The 20,101-nt window shown below is 54.0% G+C and carries 18 protein-coding genes; 9 read left to right on the forward strand and 9 right to left on the reverse strand.

Going from position 1 to position 20,101, the window contains the following annotated elements; genetic code table 11:
• Positions 1 to 281: 281 nt before the first annotated feature.
• From P1S59_08960 to P1S59_08980, 5 genes are read right to left on the reverse strand one after another with little or no spacing between them, the layout of a single operon-like run.
• Positions 282 to 548, reverse strand: coding sequence for a hypothetical protein (locus tag P1S59_08960; GenBank protein MDF1526381.1), 267 nt, complete (start codon positions 546 to 548; stop codon positions 282 to 284).
• Between the two features lie 43 nt (positions 549 to 591).
• On the reverse strand, positions 592 to 984 hold the full coding sequence (locus P1S59_08965) for a response regulator (protein ID MDF1526382.1): 393 nt from the start codon (positions 982 to 984) through the stop codon (positions 592 to 594).
• Entirely contained in the window at positions 981 to 2,474 is a 1,494-nt protein-coding gene (locus P1S59_08970; GenBank protein ID MDF1526383.1) for a response regulator, read from the reverse strand. The genes P1S59_08965 and P1S59_08970 overlap by 4 nt, the downstream gene beginning before the upstream one ends.
• Before the next feature lie 13 nt (positions 2,475 to 2,487).
• The gene (locus P1S59_08975; protein MDF1526384.1) at positions 2,488 to 3,927 is read right to left on the reverse strand and encodes a diguanylate cyclase; all 1,440 of its coding nucleotides are present in this window, start codon (positions 3,925 to 3,927) and stop codon (positions 2,488 to 2,490) included.
• Positions 3,920 to 4,420 (reverse strand): VanZ family protein, encoded by a 501-nt coding sequence (locus tag P1S59_08980; protein MDF1526385.1) that lies wholly within the window; start codon positions 4,418 to 4,420, stop codon positions 3,920 to 3,922. Before P1S59_08980 ends, P1S59_08975 begins: the two co-directional genes overlap by 8 nt.
• Before the next feature lie 286 nt (positions 4,421 to 4,706).
• Between P1S59_08980 and P1S59_08985 the strand changes: the two genes are divergently transcribed.
• The 6 genes from P1S59_08985 (at position 4,707) to P1S59_09010 (ending at position 11,868) form a co-directional block, all read left to right on the forward strand.
• A complete protein-coding gene (locus tag P1S59_08985; protein ID MDF1526386.1) occupies positions 4,707 to 5,984 on the forward strand; it encodes a sigma 54-interacting transcriptional regulator in 1,278 nt (425 codons plus the stop codon).
• Positions 5,985 to 6,360: 376 nt separating this feature from the next.
• Positions 6,361 to 6,831 (forward strand): FHA domain-containing protein, encoded by a 471-nt coding sequence (locus P1S59_08990; GenBank protein MDF1526387.1) that lies wholly within the window; start codon positions 6,361 to 6,363, stop codon positions 6,829 to 6,831.
• Entirely contained in the window at positions 6,828 to 8,945 is a 2,118-nt protein-coding gene (locus P1S59_08995) for a VWA domain-containing protein (protein MDF1526388.1), read from the forward strand. Before P1S59_08990 ends, P1S59_08995 begins: the two co-directional genes overlap by 4 nt.
• Before the next feature lie 222 nt (positions 8,946 to 9,167).
• Positions 9,168 to 9,632: an FHA domain-containing protein gene (locus tag P1S59_09000; GenBank protein ID MDF1526389.1), complete on the forward strand. Its 465-nt coding sequence runs from the start codon at positions 9,168 to 9,170 to the stop codon at positions 9,630 to 9,632.
• Positions 9,633 to 9,646: 14 nt separating this feature from the next.
• On the forward strand, positions 9,647 to 10,912 hold the full coding sequence (locus P1S59_09005; protein MDF1526390.1) for a serine/threonine-protein kinase: 1,266 nt from the start codon (positions 9,647 to 9,649) through the stop codon (positions 10,910 to 10,912).
• Complete coding sequence (locus P1S59_09010) at positions 10,909 to 11,868, forward strand: LysM peptidoglycan-binding domain-containing protein (protein ID MDF1526391.1); 960 nt, start codon at positions 10,909 to 10,911, stop codon at positions 11,866 to 11,868. Before P1S59_09005 ends, P1S59_09010 begins: the two co-directional genes overlap by 4 nt.
• Before the next feature lie 690 nt (positions 11,869 to 12,558).
• On the opposite strand, the gene hflX is transcribed toward P1S59_09010, so the two are convergent.
• Positions 12,559 to 14,061 (reverse strand): GTPase HflX, encoded by a 1,503-nt coding sequence (gene hflX / locus P1S59_09015; protein MDF1526392.1) that lies wholly within the window; start codon positions 14,059 to 14,061, stop codon positions 12,559 to 12,561.
• A 464-nt stretch (positions 14,062 to 14,525) separates the two neighbouring features.
• Positions 14,526 to 15,233: a response regulator gene (locus P1S59_09020; protein ID MDF1526393.1), complete on the reverse strand. Its 708-nt coding sequence runs from the start codon at positions 15,231 to 15,233 to the stop codon at positions 14,526 to 14,528.
• A gap of 150 nt (positions 15,234 to 15,383) precedes the next feature.
• On the opposite strand from P1S59_09020, the gene P1S59_09025 reads away from it, so the two are divergent.
• The 3 genes from P1S59_09025 (at position 15,384) to P1S59_09035 (ending at position 18,481) form a co-directional block, all read left to right on the forward strand.
• The gene (locus tag P1S59_09025; protein ID MDF1526394.1) at positions 15,384 to 16,010 is read left to right on the forward strand and encodes a MotA/TolQ/ExbB proton channel family protein; all 627 of its coding nucleotides are present in this window, start codon (positions 15,384 to 15,386) and stop codon (positions 16,008 to 16,010) included.
• Positions 15,994 to 16,425: a biopolymer transporter ExbD gene (locus tag P1S59_09030; GenBank protein MDF1526395.1), complete on the forward strand. Its 432-nt coding sequence runs from the start codon at positions 15,994 to 15,996 to the stop codon at positions 16,423 to 16,425. The genes P1S59_09025 and P1S59_09030 overlap by 17 nt, the downstream gene beginning before the upstream one ends.
• A 355-nt stretch (positions 16,426 to 16,780) precedes the next feature.
• On the forward strand, positions 16,781 to 18,481 hold the full coding sequence (locus P1S59_09035; protein ID MDF1526396.1) for a cytochrome c3 family protein: 1,701 nt from the start codon (positions 16,781 to 16,783) through the stop codon (positions 18,479 to 18,481).
• 216 nt (positions 18,482 to 18,697) lie between these two features.
• Here the strand turns inward: P1S59_09035 and P1S59_09040 are convergent, their stop codons facing one another.
• Positions 18,698 to 19,306, reverse strand: a complete 609-nt coding sequence (locus P1S59_09040; GenBank protein ID MDF1526397.1) for a hypothetical protein — start codon at positions 19,304 to 19,306, stop codon at positions 18,698 to 18,700.
• Between the two features lie 31 nt (positions 19,307 to 19,337).
• Positions 19,338 to 20,006 carry a ribosome biogenesis GTP-binding protein YihA/YsxC gene (gene yihA, locus P1S59_09045; protein ID MDF1526398.1) on the reverse strand — a complete coding sequence of 223 codons (669 nt, stop codon included), beginning with the start codon at positions 20,004 to 20,006 and terminating at the stop codon, positions 19,338 to 19,340.
• Positions 20,007 to 20,101 lie beyond the last annotated feature (95 nt).

Genomic DNA, 20,101 nt, shown 5'->3' on the forward strand with positions numbered 1-20,101 from the left:
GCATTTCCGCTTTCCTCACGTATCAATGACTTTTACTGCCTGGTCATTGATACGGGCGCCCTCCACGGGGCGCATTGACAGGGTCCCAAAAAGTCCGTAATCGGCTTTTTGCTCCTCGGAAAGCGAAAAGTGGCATTTCCGCTTTCCTCACGTATCAATGACTTTTACTGCCTGGTCATTGATACGGGCGCCCTCCACGGGGCGCATTGATGACTTTTTACGAAGTCATCAACTTTAAACCAGCAGCCTGGAATTCGGGACCTGCAACATGGAGCTTTTAGTTAGTGCAGGTTCCTTTCCCCTTCTCCGTTTCCATCTTCTGTATCTTCATCAAGGTTCTGGTGCTCCAGAGAGGTGAAGGTATCCAGAATCTCCTCCCTGCACATAGGACATAGAATGTGACGGCTTTCCATGTAGATCTGGTCCTCCAGATCAGCCGGAGATATTGCCTCAACGGTTTTCATTGTCATTTCAAGGTTATTTTCATCCTCCAGGTCAATTATACCATCGTAGTCCGCGAACAGCTTCCACATCAATACGTAGCGCAAGGATCCAGGTTCAAGGGGCCTGGTGCAATATCCACATCTGACCCTACCCATCGGTGTTAACCAGAAGGTTTTCTACAGCTCCAATAAGCTGTTTTTGAGTGAACGGCTTGGGGAGAAATCCATCGGCACCGCATCTTTCGGCGTTCTGAACGTTAGCATGGTCGTCGTAAAAAGCGCTTATGAGCAGAATTGGGATGTGCTGACCTTCACGCTCCTTGCTCCTGATAATGATCGCGACGTTAAAACCATCCCCTTTCGGCATGGATATATCGCTGATCACAAGGTCAGGCTGAACCTCCATATATTTGTGAATCGCCTGTTCTCCATCGATAGCTTGATGAACAGTGTATCCGTTCTTGGTCAAAATGATCCTCAGAAGTTCCTGAATGCTGGAGTCATCGTCCACAATCAAGATGATTTTACCGTTACTACTCATTTGTGCGCTACCTCGCTCTCTGATTGACCATCCAGGATCCTGCCGAAAAGCTCTCTGAAGGTATTGGTACCCTGATTTGGAACCCGTGTGGACTCTGAGATCTCCTTGACCACTACAGGTCGTTTGAGTTCTCCTTCTATGAACGACTTTACCGCTTCAATAGATTGAATGTCATCTCCTATATCTCCCCCGTGAAGAATGAACGCCCCCACCGTACCTTCGGAAAAGGCTTTCCAGAGTGGGAGAGATTGTCTTGAGGATGGCAAAAGGAAAACCTGCAGGTATGTGTTTTCAGAAATTTCCAGGGTACCCATTGCGCCAAATGAAGAGTTGATGATCTCCTGATTCGAGAAATTCTCTCTCGAAAGCTTAAATTCGGCGTCTTCACTGATACTGGAAATAAAGAGAGTGATCAGTTCAATGTCAGATGAAAAAACCAGTATTTTACCCCAATGGTAATCGGCTAAATCGCCCTGGCCGGGCCTCAGGATCCTGTGGATTTTGAGGGCTTCCTCACCTGTTATTAGTGGTTCATCTTTGATGGGGGAGGACCTCCCTTCGCCGCTTGTGTTGATAATCCCCTTCTGGATGAGGCCAAGGATCGATTGGCAAACGTCGTAGTCAGTATGAGTGGATTTTTCTATAATGTCCTGGAGGGTGTTATAGAACTCCATCAGAAGGAGGACTTCCTGGGTAACAGGACGCATATTCTGGGGAAGTTCATCCCTGGATTTGGAAAGCTTCAGCACAGTGCCCAGTGGAGGCATCAGTTTAACTAGCGATTCCCATTCATCCAATTGGCGCATACCTTCCATCAGGAGGGCATCCATGGAGCGCGAGATATCCTTGGTCACATTGGCAGGCCCGGGATTGTACCTGAAATTGCCATCGTGCCATCTCAATATCCTGTACAGGGCTTTTTCGCCGGTGGTCTCTCCCAGTAAGGCGCTCACCACTGAACCTTCTGAAAGATGTATCCTGCCCTGCTGCTCTCCGTGCTGAAGGATCAGCGTCCCCGTGCGCCTGTTAAGACCGAAAATCTGAAGAAGGTCTACCAGGGACACTTCCGCAAGGCTGCCTTCAACACCAGTGCCTACAGTTTGAGAAATCGGTTTTTCGCCCAGTGGATCAAAGGCTGTCTCGATTTTTTCCTGCATATCGTGCCAGCGGAAAGGTTTTAGCAGGAAGGTGTCGGCTTCACCCCCGATAGATGCAAGAACCTCATCGTGGCCCCTTTCGGCGTCAATGAGGAAGATGAACGGAATATGTGTTGTTGTGGGGTTGTTTCTTAAAAAGGCTCTCAGGCGTTCTCCATCGAATAGTGGAAGGTGATAGTTTGTGATGATGAGGTCGGGCTTTTTCAGGAGAGCAGATTCGAGGGCGCCGGACCCGTCCGAAGCCGTGTCGATCTCATAACCGGCTTTGCTGATCCGTTTACCGAGCTTATTGAGAAGCTTGATGTCGGCGTCCACAAGGAGAATCTTCTTCATTGAGTTCTGACTCTCATATCTGGTCCTGGAGGGAGTACTCTTCCCTCAGTTTAAAGACAAGCCTTTCCACAAGTTTGTCATGGGAAGTGTGGAACCCTTTCCAGTCATCGATCCTGTGGTGAACTCCCATGAGTGCGTAGGCGACCCTGTCGGTGAGCAGCAGGATGAACTGAAAACTCTTTGATTGCTCGGGAGGTATAGAAATTGTGTTAATGTTGAGATCATTGAGTGTGTGTGCCCCGGTGAGATCCCCGAACACTCCAACCCTGGTCGCGGTCCGCGGCAGAAAAGTGTTTTTTGCCAGGAGGGCCTCGGTAATAAGGACGTTGTCGGTACCGATGTAGAAGAGTCCGCGACGTTCCGGGTTCTGGATAATATCGTTGATGATCGCTTCCTGGAGAAGATAGGTGAAACTGGCCTGGAACATCATCGGTTCAGTGTCTTTCAATACCGAGAGCCCATGGGTATCCGTGCCTGTTGTGAACGCTTCAATCATTTCCCAGAACCCTTTTTTCTCCCATTGGCTGTTATTAAAGGAGTCTGTGCGGCTGTCATAGGCGTTTTTAAGTGCTTTGCTCAGAAGATCTTCTGCGGTGTCGCCATCCTCGGGAAAACAGGCAAACCCGAAATGCGGTTTTAATCCGTACCTTTCAAAACGTTCTCCCAGGTAGCTCAACCTGCCAAAACCACGCCGGATGCGCTCGATGGTGATCCGACATCCGAGACTGTCTGTCTCAGGAACCCCCATAATGAATCGAAAATTCCCTACGTGCGAGACCACGTCGTAATCTCTCAAAATCCCCTGAAGGGTTTCCGAGATATCCTTGATCATGGCCTGTACAAGGCGGTAGCTCTGGTTTTTCTGAAAATACTCAGCACCTTCATACTCCAGACTGATCAAACCTACCCTCCGCCTGAACCTGTTACCCATGGTGACTTGCCGCTTCAGGAAGTCCAGAACAAACGGCTCGTTATAAGTATCCGATTCAAGGTCCCTTAAAGGGTTGCTCCTCATCCTGTCAAGAGTCTGGGCATTGTTGAGGAATGTCGCATAACCCTCTGCGATCGTTCTGACATCCTCCAGAGTATTTCCATCGAGATCTGATTCATTGTATGTATTCAGTTCCAGGTGTGCCAAGGCTACCAGAACGCCCACATGAAGGATCGGGAGGAATACGCTATTCAGTACGACCTTTCCCCTCCGCTGTTCAAAGAAGGGAGTGCCTCTGAAAATTTCTTCGTGTCGGTGAATGATCTCACCGGGATCGATAGACCTGCTCCTGTGATCCTCCCCTCTGGAGATAACCATCCGGAAAGATTGATCCTGATCCAGGACCCACACGGCACCAGATGAGGCATCAGCTTTCTCCATAAGACGTATCAGGAGATCATCTGAGAGTTTTGTGAGGTCCTGAAGGTCCTCAGCTCGATGTATGATGTTGCTCTCAGTCATCCGTTTCACCGGTTGCGGCCGTCCTGGATATGAATCTGCCTTTATTCAGGGTTTTGAAGAGAATATAAGCCCCGGATCCCGCTACGGCGCCCACAGAGTCATAGAGAAGGTCCTTAAGGTCGAACATTCTCTCCGGCACCAGGAACTGGTGCGCTTCATCCAGAAAACCGAATGAGACGCAGATGGCAGTTGTCCACAGTAATAGGCCAGGATTGGTTAGGGATCGCCCGTGTAAAAGGGCTCTTGCAAGGAGAAAAGCGAGTAGGGCGAACTCTGTTAAATGGACGATATTATTTAAATAATTCGGATGACTCGGGAAATAGGCCCCTGGTGTTGAAGAAAACAGAAGGATGGCAGCCGCCAGGCTGCATGGGGGTACCCATATTTTTTTTGGAGAGGACTTGGTGTGCGTGTCGCCAGATCCTCTCTGCTCGCTCTCCATGAACAGGCTCCCAATAAAAAAGTGTAAAGTGCAGGGTGAAGAGGTAAACAAAGTCCAAGGAAGATAGATTCGCAAAAGGTCCAATCCGGGACTTTTCGCTCCACGGCAAGGGAAAGGCGTCGTTTTCCCTTTCCTTACAAATCAATGACTTACGGAGTGAGTCATTGATTTGGGCGCCCCGTGCGGGGCGCATTGATGACTTTTTGCGAAGTCATCAACTTTGAATCTTGAATATTGAATTGAATTTCGCGCTATGGCACGAAAATTCCCCCTCTCGACTTGAAGCACGGCATGGAATAGAATTCATTCTGGAATGCGGAATGCGGAATTAAACCCTATGACCTACACAAAACGCATATCAGGCAAGGATGACGATCAGAAGAGCCGGGCGGTACTCCGGATAACCGAGGGTCCCGGCAAGGGGACCTCTGTGGAGATCACCTCCGCCATGACTATCGGAAGCCGCCCGGACAGCGATCTTCGCCTGGAGGACCCTACCGTTTCCAGGAAGCATGCCGAGATCTCCCGAACGGCTGAGGGGTTTCTGCTTCAGGATCTGGGCAGCACCAACGGGACTTCTCTCAACGGGGTCCGGGTGGATCGGGCCTACCTCAGGGATGGTGCCGTTGTCACTGTGGGCGAGACCTCCATGATCTTCAGCACAGGCGCGGACATCGCCATGAAAGCCGGGCAGGCCGCCTCAACCTTTGGTCAGATGGTGGCTGTAAGCGAACCCATGCTCAAGGCCTTCGCTCTTCTCGAGGGCCTGGCCGCCAGCAACATCACCGTTCTCGTTGAGGGGGAGACAGGCACCGGTAAGGAGCTTGCCGCCAGAGCCGTCCACGACCGCAGCCCGAGGGCAGAGCGCCCCTTCGTCATCTTCGACTGCTCCACAGTGCCGGGTCAGCTCATGGAAAGTGAACTGTTCGGTCACGCCAAGGGGGCCTTCACCGGGGCGTCAGAAGCGCGTCCCGGTGCCGTTGAAGAGGCCGAGGGAGGGACTCTGTTTTTAGATGAAATAGGGGAACTCCCCCTGGATCTTCAGCCCAAGCTTCTGAGGCTGCTGGATCTGAAAGAATTCAAAAGGGTCGGCACCTCGGACAGGAAGGTCGCTGATGTCAGGTTCGTGGCGGCAACTAATCTGGATCTCGAAGACCAGGTAAGCCGGGACCTTTTCCGTCGGGACCTGTACTTCAGGATCTCGGCTGCCAAGGTCACCCTCCTTCCCCTTCGGGAGCGGCCCGGAGACATCCCGGCCCTGGCCCGATACTTTCTGGGGATTTTGAACCGGGACCAGGGCAGGAATATGGCCCTTAAAAAGGACGCCCTCGGGGCGCTGGCAAAGCATTCCTGGCCGGGAAACATAAGAGAGATGAAGAACCTGCTGGAAACGGCTGCGGCCCTTTGCCCCAGCGACACCATCAGCGCCGCGAACCTGCCCTTCCAGGCGGCTGGCAGCCAGTCGTCATCCGACGGCAGCCTCGCCGGCGCCGAGGAACAGGCCATCAGGGATGCTTTGGAGAAGGCGGGGGGCAACAAGAGGAAGGTGGCGAGGCTGCTGGGGATAGCGCCATCAACGCTGTATGCGAAGATGAAAAAGTTTGGACTAGAGTGAGGACGCAGCACGCAGTAAATCTACAGAATGTAGAATGCAGAACATAGAACGCAGGAGGAAAGGCGTGGTTCCCACGCAGTCATCGCGAGCTGAAACCTGAGCGAAGCGATCCCGGTTTTTGTAAAAGCGTTGATAAGCATTTAACGCAGAGGAAATCTTCAATGTACTGTCTTTAATTACTACACCCGTTCGATTTCCGAACAGGGATTAACTGCGTGCTGCGTGCTGCGTCCTGCGGGCTTGGCTTTGTAACTCCTTGTTTTCTCTTCAATCTACACCCTACACTCTACACTGCCCTTCATTGGCCCCCCCATTGCAATTCCCCAACCATACAATCAACTTCAACTTTAACGAGTGAAAATGTGGGAGGTAAGTCATGAATATCTGTCCGAATTGTGAAAGCGAAATGGATCACGGCCTTGAGCTCTGCGAGAACTGTACGGGTGAAGGTCTTGAAAGGGTAATGGACGAGGCTATCGAAGGTCCCGCTCAAAGCGGGATCGCCTGTCTGGAGCTGGAAGACGGCCAGCGGTTTGATCTTGGCTCCGAGGAAACCCTTCTCGGCCGCTCCGATCCTTTAGACCAGATCGAGCCGGATGTGGATCTGAGCTACTGCGGCGGTTTTGAGCAGGGTGTGTCCCGCCGTCACGCCATCATCATGTCAGATGAAGACGGTTACGTCCTGGAAGACCTCGGCAGCACCAACGGAACGGTGGTCAACAGGGAGAAGATCATCCCTGGAACGCCCGTGAACCTGGTGGAAGGGGATGTTATCCACCTCGGCAAGATGAAAGCGATCTTTCACTCCGGCATCGCTGCCAGTGTCAGTGAAGGTGGTGTGTCATGAAAGCAGTAGGCAGCAAGGTCACAAGGATGGGTCTGGTAGGTTGTTTCGCGGCCTTAGCTTCAGCTGTGCCTCTGGGCCTGACGATGACCACGATCCACGGGGCGCTTCCATCCAGCATCATGTTCGGTCTGCTTTTAGGTTCCTTCCTGGCCGGTTTTTTCATGATATTCGAACATCTCTGGTACGGAAAGACCGGCGGCATGATCTCCAAGGTCCTTGTTTCCGCATCGGTAGGAGCTGTTGGCGGGATCATAGGAGCGCTGCTGGGGCAGACCCTCTTTCACACCTGGGGCACCAGGCTGGTAGGCACTTCCTCATCGGGCATATCGTTTCCCCTTTCCATGGGAGCTGCCCTCGGGTGGGGTTTTACAGGCATGGCCGTTGGGCTTGCTGTGACCCTTCCCTTCCCTGAGAACCGCGGACGATGGTTCGCCGCTTCTGCGGGAGGGTTCACGGGCGGCTTTGTGGGCGGCCTTGTCATGCAGTCCTTCAGGCCCCTGATGGGTGTGGCGAGCATGACCCTGGGGCTTGCAGTGCTGGGCTGGATCATGGGTATCGGGATCTCCTGGGCGCAACAGGCTATGGCCAGGTTCCGGCTTCAGGTGCTGGAAGGGCCCGGACGAGGTTCCGAGTTCATCCTGGGCCAGAGCTCCCTTCTGGGCAGCGATCGGCAATGTACGGTGCGTCTTGCTGGTGCAGGCATCGCTTCGAAGCACGCGCGGATCGAGTTCAGGGATAAAAAGCCCTATCTGGAAGATCTCGGTTCCACCCAGGGTGTGATCGTCAACGACCGAAAGATGTCCAGCCATTCCAGGGGTTTGAGGCATGGCGACCTCATTCGAATGGGCGATAACCTTCTGCGTGTAAACGCCTCTGGACCGGCGGTAACCAAACACGCTGCTACTGTAATGGTTCTGCTGGCCCTGGTATTCCCTGTCCCGGCCATGGCCGATACAAACCCGGAGCCCGTGGGGAAGATCGATCAGCCTGAGCCGGAATGGGGGATCAATCAGGTAGACACAACCCGGTACCCTCTCGTGGATCTTTACGCCACAGTGCCTGCCCAGGCTCGTCCGGGCAACATCAGGGACCTTTCTTTGACAGAGGATGGCACAGAGGCCACCATCGTGGAGATAAGGGACCTTTCCAAAAGTGTGCGGGACGTTCCCTTGACCGTCTCCCTGGTGGTGGATGTGAGCGAGAGTATGAAGGGGGCCAAGCTCCAGGAGGCAAAAAGGGCCCTGCTCGGTTTTTCACGATCCATCCCGACCTCCGCGAGCATTCAGCTGGTTGTATTCAGTGATACGGCCCGTGTCGTTGCCACAGACCTGACACCCGATAGCCTTGGGGAACATGCGGCCCGGCTCACGGCCGGCGGCCACACTGCTCTCTTTGATGCCGTATCTATGGGTACCCAGCTGGTGCAGGAGCGCTCGGGTAGAAGGGTGGTGCTTACTCTCACAGACGGGATAGCCAACCGCGGGGCAGCCTCCATGGAAAAAGCCATGAATGATGCCCAACGCGCTGGTGTGAGCCTCATGTTCGTCGGCCTCGGGCCGGACGCCCGAAAGAACCGCCTTACTTCCATGGCGGAAAGGACCGGTGGACGGGCGGTATATACATCCCAGCCGGAGGTTTTGTCAGGACTATTCGAGGGAATGGCCCAGGATATCAGCCGTGAGGTTCTCTTCAGATATCGAGCCACCAATATAGACAGCCAGGTGGTACCCGTAACGCTGCGGCTCAACACAGCCGATTTCAGGGTCGAGGTCACCAGCCAGTATTTCTCACCTCGCGCTACTTTCATGGGAAGTACCGGCAAAATGTCGTGGCCACTTATCCTGGTAGGTCTCCTGGGTCCCATAGGCCTTTTGCTGGCAAGTCGCCTGACAGCTTTTGAGCTTTCCAGATCAAACGTCCTTCTGGTGGAAGGTTCGGCAGGCGCCACCCGCATGCTCACCAGGGTGCTTACCCGTCACGGAATGACGATCCCCATGTCCATCGGTGGGGAGACCCTTCTGGTGAACAACCAGCCGGTCACCGGTACTGGCACCCTCAAACCGGGCGATACCCTCACCTGGGGCGAGACAACGATCATGCACAGAGGGAAATAGGCCGTGACTGGTGATTCGCTGCTAGTGATTGGAAAAGGCCTGGAAAAACCTGATAACAACAAACGAGGTTTAGGGGTCTGGGTTCTGGATATTAGACCCCAAACCCCAAACCTCAAACTCTAAACCCTAAAACTGGAGGTCAAACGGAGATTTCAATTTTGTTATCCGTTTGACCTCCATTACTATCTATGATAGCAAATTCAAGCAGGATCATAGCTCGTGATGCAGGCCGACGATGTGTCCGTCGGCCTTGTCCTGATGGAGGTCCGAGGAATGAAAGACGACAAGTTCAAGGAGTTCGATCCCACGCGCACTATTCCCACGAGGGATCGCCTCTCCGCAAAAGAGCCGAAGCAAAAGGCGCACCTTGTGCTTCTAACAGGCGACAAGGCCGGAACCCACTACCTGATCAAGGACGACAGAATGACCATCCTCGGCCGGGACGCCGAGTGTCAGATCCACCTTCAGGACCCGGATGCATCCCGAAGGCATGCGGCCATCCAGCCCTTCGGCCGGGAGTTCTACATAATGGATATGGGAAGCACCAACGGAACCCTCATCAACGGCCAGAGGGAAGAAAAGAGGATCCTCCGCCACGCCGACAAGATAACCATAGGTCTGCAGGAGTTTCAGTTCCTTCTCACCGGTCCGGACGGCCATCCCATCCTCACCTCGCCAAGGTCCTGAGCCCACGTCGGAATATGAATAAAAAGCTTGGAAAATACCTTGTTTTAGGTGAGATCGGCAGAGGCGGTATGGCAGTGGTTTACCGCGCTCGCCAGGAATCCCTGGACCGCATTGTGGCCATCAAGGAGCTGGACCTTTCGAGAAGCAGCCAGGATCCCAAGGCATTGGAACGCTTCCAGCAGGAAGCCAGGGCATCCGCCTCCCTTGTTCACCCCTCCATCATTACGGTCCACGATTTCTGGGAGAGGTCCCAGAAGGCCTATATCGCCATGGAGTTCGTGGAAGGCCTGGAACTCAAGGAAGCACTGGGGATCCTGGGACCTGTGGGCCCTGTCACAGCTACCCGAATAGCCATATCTTTGTGCCACGCCCTCAGCTATGCCCATGAAAGGGGGGTCATTCACAGGGACATCAAGCCCGGCAACGTCATGCTTTCCACACAGGGCAGCGTAAAACTTGCCGACTTCGGCATCGCCCTTGTCTCTGGCTCCGCAGATCTGACCACTACCGGCCAGATCATCGGGACCCCCTCATATATGTCTCCTGAACAGATCCGCGGTGAACCGCTCGGTCCGGCATCGGAGGTCTTCAGCCTGGGTGCCGTTCTTTACGAGATGGTGACTGGAGCAAAGCCGTTCACCGGACCCAGCGATGTGGCTGTGACCCACGCTATCGTTCACAAGAGACCGGTGAGGATCCGAAAGCTCAGCCCGAAAACACCAAGACGGCTGGTTCGGGTGATCATGAAGTGTCTGAGAAAGAAGCCTCTCAGACGTTACGCCACCATGGATGAACTGGCTGAGGCTCTTGGCAGTTCTCTGCCAAGGAGGGTGTCCTCCACGAGGGAATTGGTCTCAACCCTTGTAGCAAGAGCCGGGCAGCAGGGGAATGACGATCTGACCATCCCCCTGGCTTCTCCGGATCCGGCTCCTTCCAGGGGCCGTCCCATCGCCTGGATAACGGCCCTGACCGCCGCTATCGTTCTGGGTGTGTTTGTCTTCTGGCAACAGGATTATATCAAGGGCCTGATCAAACTACCTCCTGCACCCATGGCCGCTGCCCCGGTGGAGCTCACTATTAATGCCTGGCCCTGGGCCGAGGTCATCCTTGACGGGGAGTCCCTGGGATACACGCCCAGGGTAAAGCCATTTATAGCACAGGCCGGCCGGCACACCCTTGTCCTGAAAAACCCCCATCTGGGTGAACGGGAACTGGCCCTGGACCTGGTTTTCGGAAAGAGTGAAACATTTTCGGTGGATCTGACGGAGAGTAAACGATGACCTTTCCGAACCGTATCCTCACCGGAGCCCTGGTTTTAGTTTGGGCATTTTTCCTGGTTCCTCACGATCTGCTTGCCGGTGAGGTTGTCCGGAAGGTGGGCAGCGGGGATTCTCTCTCCCTTATCTGCCAGGAGGTTTACGGTGACAAGGGCCTCTATACGCTGGTGGCCCTGTACAACGGCAAGGATGACCCAACGAAAATCAGCCTCGGGGAGACCCTGCGCCTTCCCTACTCGGACACGGTTAAGCTTCAAAGCGGTGAAAGCCTGAGCATGCTGGCAAAACGTGTCTGGGGGGAGGCTAAAATGTATCCCGTCCTGGCCTGGGCCAACGGGGTTCAGGATGCCGGAATGGTCCCCGCGGGAACGCGCCTGGCTGTTCCCGTTCTGGTGCCCTATGTCCTGAAAAAGGGCGAGAGCGTCTCCTCAGTGGCTGGCGTTTTCTACGGGAATGAGCAGGTGTACGAGGTCATTGTCAACGCCAGCCGTATTGAGGATCCGACCCGTATCCCGGCCGGGACGCTTCTGAAGATCCCCTATGTCATACCCAGGCCTGTTGTGAAAAAAGCTCCCGTCAGGACCGTGCGCAAACCGGCCCCAAAACCGGCTCCCAAACCGACCCCCAAGCCGGTTGTGACGCCGATGGTGAAAAAACCTGAACCTGATCTAAAAACTGAAAAAGCACTGAACCTGCTCGGGAAAGCTGAAAGCGACTTTAAAGAAGGCCGTTACGGGGATGCCTGGACCATGGGTAATGACGCCTCCCGGGACCTTGATGACAAGGATAAGGCAAGGGCGCTCAGATTGATGGCCTTAAGCCAGTACGCTTTCGGCAGGACCGATGAAGCTCTGGATGCCCTTAAGAGGGCCCATGAACTGGACCCGGATTTTACGCCTGACCCTGCGTATGTTAATCCGGAGATGATGGTTCTCTATAAAAAGGCAGGGAGCCAGTAGCCAGAATCCAGAAGAGAAGCAGTGCGAGGTGCGAGGAAAAACTTGTCATCGCGAACCATCCCCCGTGTGAAGCGATCTCAGGCAAAAGCTTCTAACAGGGATTAAGGGGCTGTAGGGGATAAAAAACCAATTCCTTTTAAAACAATAACGCAGAGGTGCGCAGGACGGCCAACTGTGGCCGTACCGCAAAGGGCCGCAGTTTAAATCCCGATTCTCGGATAAAGCACAGTTACCACGCAAGCGATGATTTTAACGCAGAGTGCGCGACTTGTCGCGGCGTAGCTGAAAGCGAAGACGGAAGGAACGCAGAGAAAACCGTGAATCCTGAAATAACTTCCTTTGAAATCTGAGATCAGATCTTTCTTCGATTCAAACCCCGGTTCCATGAAACTCCTGGCTATCTTCCGTGAACTGTCCTGCTAAAAAGTGCCAGCAAACAAAGGAATCCCAAAATTACTAAGCTGCCAATCACAAAATACACAAGCATGATGAATACATCCGACAATGTGATTTCAACCCTTGTTTTCATCATATTTACGGGGTATCTCCCATAATATATAAGCAATAATGAGAGAATCGTATCTTGATTTTCAACCTCCGCGTCCCACCGCGTACTCTGCGTTCAAACCGCCGCACTTAATGGAACTGTGCTCTTGTTTTTACGCACGCACGCAATCACGCTCTACGCACTCACAAATTCCCCTCCTGGATATTATCCAATCGCCTTTGAATAGCTTCAACCATTTCCCCCAGGCTCTTCTTTTTCAGCGCGCTCACCGTCAGGGCGCCGTACCTTTTTTCAAGGTTGGGCAGGACGCCGCTTTCTACCAGGTCGGCCTTGTTGAGCACCAGCATGGTGGGGATGTCGCTCAATCCCAGCGCCTCCAGGGTCTCCTCCACGGTGACGATCTGCTCACCGAGGTTCTCGGCAGAGGCGTCGGCCAGGTGCAGGATAAGATCGGCGTCCCCGATCTCCTCGAAGGTGGCGGCGAAGGCCTTCTCCAGGTCCGGCGGAAGATCACGAATGAGCCCCACAGTGTCGGTGAGGATACAGAGGGTCCCTTCGGCCTTTGTCAGGCGGCGGCTCACCGGATCTAACGTAGCGAACAGTTTGTCTTCGGCAATCTCATCAGCGTTGGTGAGGGTGTTTAAGAGCGTGCTCTTTCCCACGTTGGTGTACCCCACGATGGAGACGATGGGTGTCCGGTCACCATCCCTTTGCTTGCGGCGGGTTTTCCGTTCCTGAGTGAGGTGGGCCAGTTCCTTTTCCAGCTTCCCTATGCGCTGACGGATGTGGCGCCGATCCACCTCGAGCTTGCTCTCTCCAGGTCCCCTCGTGCCGATGCCGCCGGCAAGGCGGGACAGGGCGGTTCCTTTACCAACGAGCCTCGGCAGGAGGTATCTCAACTGGGCCAGTTCCACCTGGATCTTCCCGCCCCTGCTTTTCGCGTGCTGGGCGAAGATATCAAGTATGAGCATGGTGCGGTCAAGGACCTTTAACTCGGTCTTGTCGGTGATGGCCCTCAGCTGGGACGGGGAGAGTTCCTGGTTGAACACCAGGGTGTCCACGGCCTGGTCCAGCGCATCGATACTGATGTCGTTCAGCTTTCCCTGTCCTATGATGGTACGCGGGTCTGGCTTGCTCCTCTTCTGCAGGAAGGTGTCAGTGACCGTAAGGCCGGCAGTCCTTGCCAGCTCCGTAAGTTCCAGCATGGACTCTTCAGACTGGTCCGCATTCTGGCCGGTGATACCCAAGAGCATGACACGGGAGACCCCCTCGGTGACGATGCCGGTGATCTGGCGGCGCATCCAGTCTTCGGCAAGCTCAATGAGGTCCAGGGGGTTTTTCCTCAGTTCGTGGGGGTTGGGGTAAACTTCCGTGGTCCAGCGGGTGCTGTCGGTGGGGACGAGGTAGGCAAGATGGGTTTTGCCTGGCATACCGTCCGGCATTACATCGATGGCGACGATAAGGTCCAGGCGCACGAGCAGGAGGTCGGTCATGTCCTCCCTGGTGAACCCTCCCGGCTCAAGGTGGGTGTGGATGAGTCGCAGCCCCCTGAGGTGTCCCGGGCTGAACCGAAAAAGGCGAAGATCCGGGATGAGTACGCTGCGGCGGTCCCCGATGAGGATATGGGTAATGTTCCCGCGGCGGTCCAGCAGAAGGCCCAGCTGTCGTCCTGTTTCCCGGGACACCTCCGCCAGGCGGCGTGCCGTTTCCGGGGATACGATCTCTTTTGTGCTGGGTTTGCCCCGCCCGAGACGCTCGATCTTCTTGAGCTGCGCTGTTTTGATACCTGTGGTTTTTCCCTCTATTTTTGCTATGGCTTCCTCCGGTGTAAGTATTTAGGAATTAGTATACAGGAGTCAGATGAAAACCGCAGTTTCTTCAAAAACGCTAAGAGCTGATTTACCGCAGAGGACCCGGAGGGACGCGGAGGAAGGCCTGAATGTAGCATGCCGCGGTTCCTGCGAAGGTGTAGGCGAGATTTGAAAACTTCCGATGGAATTTTTTTGGTATCTTCCAAATTGACAGTCCTAAGTCAATTTTTTATTTTGGACCTTGGATCTCTTACCCGCCATAACTGAACGGTGAGCGTTAGCGACGGCGGATGGATCAAACCCTTTGAGATCTGAGATTTGAGATCTGGAATTCGACTTTACGCAAACCCTTGTAGCGATCCCACGGCAGCGAGCTGTTCATTTACATAATTACCGATGATATCTGCCAGGGGGTCGTCGATCTGGATGAACTGGCACCCCACTCCGGATGGACTGTCTTCCCTCACTGCTCCCTGCCACTTGACCTTGGCTTTTGCGTTAATTATTTGCTCAACGCCCGGCAGGAAAAAGGTGATATCCATCTCCGCACCGACCAGGGGCGGAGGATCTGCTTCCAGAAAGACCCCCCCTCTTGATATGGTATGGATCCACAGCTGCCTGACCTTGCCGTCATGGATAACATTAGAAAGCAGGTGTGTGGGTATTCTTGCAAAACGGCGCTTGGCAATGACAACGGTCCTCTCTATGGCATCGAGAAGCTCATCTCTTTTGAGAGGTTTGGACACAAAATCATCGCAGCCGGCAGCATAGCATCGCTCCCGCAGCTCCGGACTCTGGTCCGAGCTCACCATAATGATGGGGATCGTGTTCGTCAGGGGGGCCGATTTGACCTTTCGACAAACCTCGTCTCCATTCATGCCGGGCATGAGGAGGTCCAGTATGACCAGGGTAGGGCGATCTGAACGGATGGCGACGAGAGCTTCGGTACCGGACCGCGCAGTGGAAACTGTAAAAGAACTCCTGTCCAGATAGCTTTTCTCAAGGTCAAGGAAAAGTTCAGTGTCATCTACAAGGAGGATCTTCATTTTGTGCGGTCGGTCCTTTCCCAGTCTTAGGAGTTGAGATATTATATAGACAATAGATTTATCAAAAGTGATTGTTTAGGAAACCTTCGGCAGTGTCAAGTAGTGGGTCCGCCCTGGAAGGGCTTGAATCTGCCTGGAGTAAGAAGGGAAATGGTCTCCGAAATGAACGACACCTGGCTGAATTTCATCTTTCGTGGCGGTGTTCTTATGGTTCCTATCGTTCTTGGCTCGGTCATCGGGCTGGGGCTGATCCTGGACCGGTTCAACGTGTACCGCAGATTGAAGCTTGAGGGTTTCGCGGTGGTCGGCGGTGTGAGGCAGGCCCTGGGTCGGGGTGATATAGCAGCGGCCATAAAACACCTTGAGGGCGATGAGAGCGCTGGAGGCCAGGTCCTCACGGAGACGCTGGTGCGGTATCATGAGGGTTCAGGGAGCGTTCAGAGCTCTTTTTCCCTGGCCGCCGGGGAACTGATAAGGAAAATGGAAGTCTCCCTCAGGGGGCTTGCCACTGTGGCTGCGCTTACCCCTCTTCTTGGATTGCTGGGCACAGTCATCGGAATGATCCGGGCCTTTATGGCGATAGAGGGACAGGGTGCCAGCGTGAGCCCCGCACTGCTTGCCGGCGGCATATGGGAAGCGCTGCTTACAACGGCAGCGGGCCTAACTGTGGCCATACCCTGCCTTATGTTCCACAACCTCTTCCTGGGACGTATCGAACGGGTGGAGGGAGAGTTGAGCCGAATGGCGACGGAGCTTGAAGATGTGGTCCGCTCCTGAGTCAGCAAGGTTCCGTCCCCAGCGAAGGCCGAACCTGGAACTGGGGATGACCCCTCTCATCGATATCGTTTTTCTCCTCCTGATATTTTTCATGCTGACATCCCGCTTTGTGGTTCAGGAGGGGATCCAGGTCGACCTGCCGGTAACAGACCGTTCCCACACCCTCCCTGCGGAGAAAACCCACAGGATAACTGTTCGATCCCAGGGGGTGATTGTAATGGACGGCAGGACCATGACGGTGGGAGATGTGGAGCTTTATCTGCGGGATCGGGACGCCGCTTATTTCGGGACACAATTCGAGATCCTCGCGGACAGGAGTGCTTCTGTCCAGACCGTGATCTCCCTTCTGGAAATGTTAAGGGATAAAGGTGCCTCCCGGGTTACTTTGGGCACCGAGCGTTCCGTTGAGAAATAACCCCCACTGACAGCACCCGCTGGAAATGTGAGGCGAGGGGGATTGAAGACCATGGGACGCGGTGACTCGGTGACAGGGTGACGCGGGGTAAAACCTGGAACGGTAAACCTGAAACTCCAATTACTGTCATTCACGGCAGAGCTGTATCCAGGTATTAGGTATCTAAGTATCTAAGTATCCAGGTTTTACGGATTTCGGATCACGGGTCACGAATTATGAACTATGAATTATGGATTTTCCACCACTTCAAGGATGTATCAAATTTGTAGGCACAAACTTGTAGGCACTTGACACGGTGCCGGACCTCTGCTAACGAGTCGAAGTTTATAAAAATCTATATGGGAGAGGTATGATTTTGATTGGGAAAATAAATTTAACACTAATATGCGCGATATTGTTCTCCCTGCTGGCAGCATCTTCTGTCGCGGCTGCCCCATGCGGCGATTGCCATGCCGAGTGGTTGGAGAAGATCACCGCACAAAAGATATTGCATTCACCTTTCGAGGAGGTGGATTGCGAATCGTGCCACGATGACCACGGTGATACCAACAAGCTGATCCTGGTGGAAGAGGGTAGTGCACTCTGTTATCAGTGCCACGATGAACCCTCTGAAGGCGCGCATATCCATGCCGCCGTGGAAGAGGAAGGGTGTGTGGGTTGCCACAACCCTCATGGATCTGAAAACAAGGCTCTCCTCCTGGATCCTGTACCAGACCTGTGCATCGGCTGCCACGATGATCCCACTATGAAAGCTGTTATCCACGAAGCCGCCGCTGACGGCGGTTGCGTGGACTGTCACGATCCCCACTCTTCGAAAAACCAGAAACTTCTCGTTGCCACAGGTACCGCCCTTTGTGCCGAGTGCCACGATGACCCTGCTGACAAAGGGGCCCTTCATCCTATTATCGAGGATGACGGGTGCTCCGCCTGCCACGACCCTCACTCATCGGACAACAAGGCTCTGTTAAATGTACCGAAGGGTGAACTCTGTGTGGAATGCCACGATGATCCCGCCGACAAGGGAGCCCTTCACCCCATCATTGAGGAGGACGGGTGCTACGCGTGTCACAGCCCCCACGCTTCGGCCAACGGCTCCCTTCTGACAGAACCTGTGGCCACTTTGTGCCTCGAGTGCCACGACGATCCCACGATGAAAGCCGTTAAGCACGAAGCCGCTGCAGACGGTGGTTGTGTGGACTGTCACGATCCTCATTCCTCGAAGAACAAGCCCCTACTCCTCAAGGCCGGAGCCGATCTGTGTGCCCAATGTCATGATGGTCTCATGGAGGGCAAGCTTCACAGCATCATTGATGAGGACGGCTGCCTGGCTTGCCACGATCCCCATTCCTCAGATAATGCCAAGCTTCTACCAGGGCCGGCCGAAGGGATGTGCCAGGAGTGCCACGACAGTATGGTTGATGGCGGTCCCGTGGTTCACGAGGCGGTTTCCGACGGAAGCTGTACCGATTGCCATACTCCCCACGCATCGAAAAACAGTCCCCTGCTTCTGAGCGACCAGCCCACGTTATGCGGGGAGTGCCACGAGGTCTTCGGTGAGTTTGACAATCAGCATCACACCGCTATCACGGACGGAGATTGTACCGATTGCCACGGAGCCCATACTGCACCACAGCCCAAGTTACTTCTCGCCCCCTACAATACGGAAAGATATCCTGGCCCATTCACTGAAGAGAAGTTCGCCCTGTGTTTCGAGTGCCACGACCCTTCCCTCGTAACAGGCAAGGGTGAAGATGGTGTTACCAACTTCCGGAATGGGGACAAGAACCTGCACGACCTTCACGTCCAGGGTGCACTGGAACCAAACAAATACGGCATCATCAAGCGCGGGAGGGCCCGGTCCTGCTCCGGCTGCCACGATCCCCACGGATCATCCCAGCCCTTTGACCTGCTCAGGGATTACGAGTGTGCTGACGTCCAGTGTTACACCATGACCTATTATCCTTTTGAGGATGGCGGCAAGTGCGCTGTGGGCTGCCACAAACCCAAATCCTATCATCGGGATGGGGGGACATCTGAACCCCAGCCTGCTAAATGAAAAAAGCCGCTCTGATGAGCGGCTTTTTTGTGCGTGATCGTTAATCGGTAATCCGTGATCAGTCATCGGTGATCAGTAACATCATACCAAGGAACATGCTTTTCAATTATTTCAAAATAACGCTTGATATTTAACTGTATGGTTTGTTCGCTCTCACGGTTCACGGTTCACGGTTCACGGTTCACGGTTCACGGTTCACGGTTCACGGATCACGGATCACGGATCCAACCCCAACACCGCTCTCTCAAACCTCTTCCAGTTGAAATAGAATCCGACGGCAAGAAGAAGACAAATTACCAGGCTCAGACCCAGGAGAAGTCCCGTGATCCAGACCGTCTTTAAGATCGCCTCCCTCTTCAGGATGACAGACTGATAGACCTTCTCCTTTTCCCCATGCAAAAGGGAAAAAAGCTTGTCCAACGACTGGTCGGCATCTCTCATGAGGATCTGAAAATCCTCCCATTTTCCCATTTCGAGAGCCCCAGCCGCCAATTTGGCCAGCTCCTTGAACCTGTACACGCCGTCCTTCATTTCCTTGGAAAAGGAAGAGGAGAAGGTCTGGTCACCTTTCTCCAATCCAGCCATTAATACGTCAAGGTCTTCACTGGAAAAGGCTGCTTGATCCGGAGAGTTCATGAGCCTGTGAAAGGATGTCTGTGCTTTTCCAAGGAGTGAAGTCATCTCATCGATCCAGTCTGCCTTCGGGTCATGGATCTCCGCCAGTGCGTCGATGCTGCCCCTTATCTTCAACAGGGAAATAAGGGACATGCTCCCGATGATAAGGGTCACAACGAGAAGACACAGGTACAGCCTCTTCAGGTTCACCGGGGCCGGAGCCTGGCCGCCTGTCAGAGCCCTACTCCACACCATCGATAAAAGTGAGGATGGATTCCCAGACGGGATCAGTCGGTAGAGAGGGATCCTTCGCTGATACCGGGACGATGGTTCGGTTGGGTATATTGAACTCTTTGGCCATAACCTGCACAGACTTCAAGCGCCTTGACCTGGAAAGCTTGTCCCCTTTAGTTGCCACGACCAGGATGGGTATCTGTCTTCCCTCCAGGATGTTACGGACAGCGCAATCGTCCGCAGTGGGCGGGTGGCGTATATCGATGAGGTGCATGGCCAGGGTTGGGCCGGGCGGTTTATCCAGATAGAACTCCACCAGGGATTGCCACTGGGCTGCCATGACCTTGGGCGCCTTGGAAAAGCCGTAGCCCGGGAGGTCCACCAGCAGCAGGATATCGTTAACCCTGTAATAGAAAATTCCTCTGGTCTTGCCGGGGGTGGAGCTTATTTTTACCAGTTTTTTCCGTCGCATCATGGCCGCTAAAAGAGACGATTTCCCCACGTTGGATCTCCCGAATACGGCGATCTGGGGCAACTCCGGTTCGGGGATCTGCTCAGGTGTGAAGGCCTGGTCGTGTAGTTCCGCGCTTATGATCTTCATGGAGTCATGAATTATCACGTGCCGCAAGTAGCCGTCAACCGACGTGATGTGGCCGGGAGGAAAAACAATCTCCATGATTTCCTATAACTTGACGCTTTTCATGCCCATGGATATACATTAATGGGAGCGTGGGAGCGTGGGAGCGTGGGAGCGTGGGAGCGTGGGAGAAA

The sequence above is a fragment of the bacterium genome (assembly GCA_029210965.1).
In the GTDB taxonomy this organism is placed as follows: domain Bacteria; phylum BMS3Abin14; class BMS3Abin14; order BMS3Abin14; family BMS3Abin14; genus JALHUC01.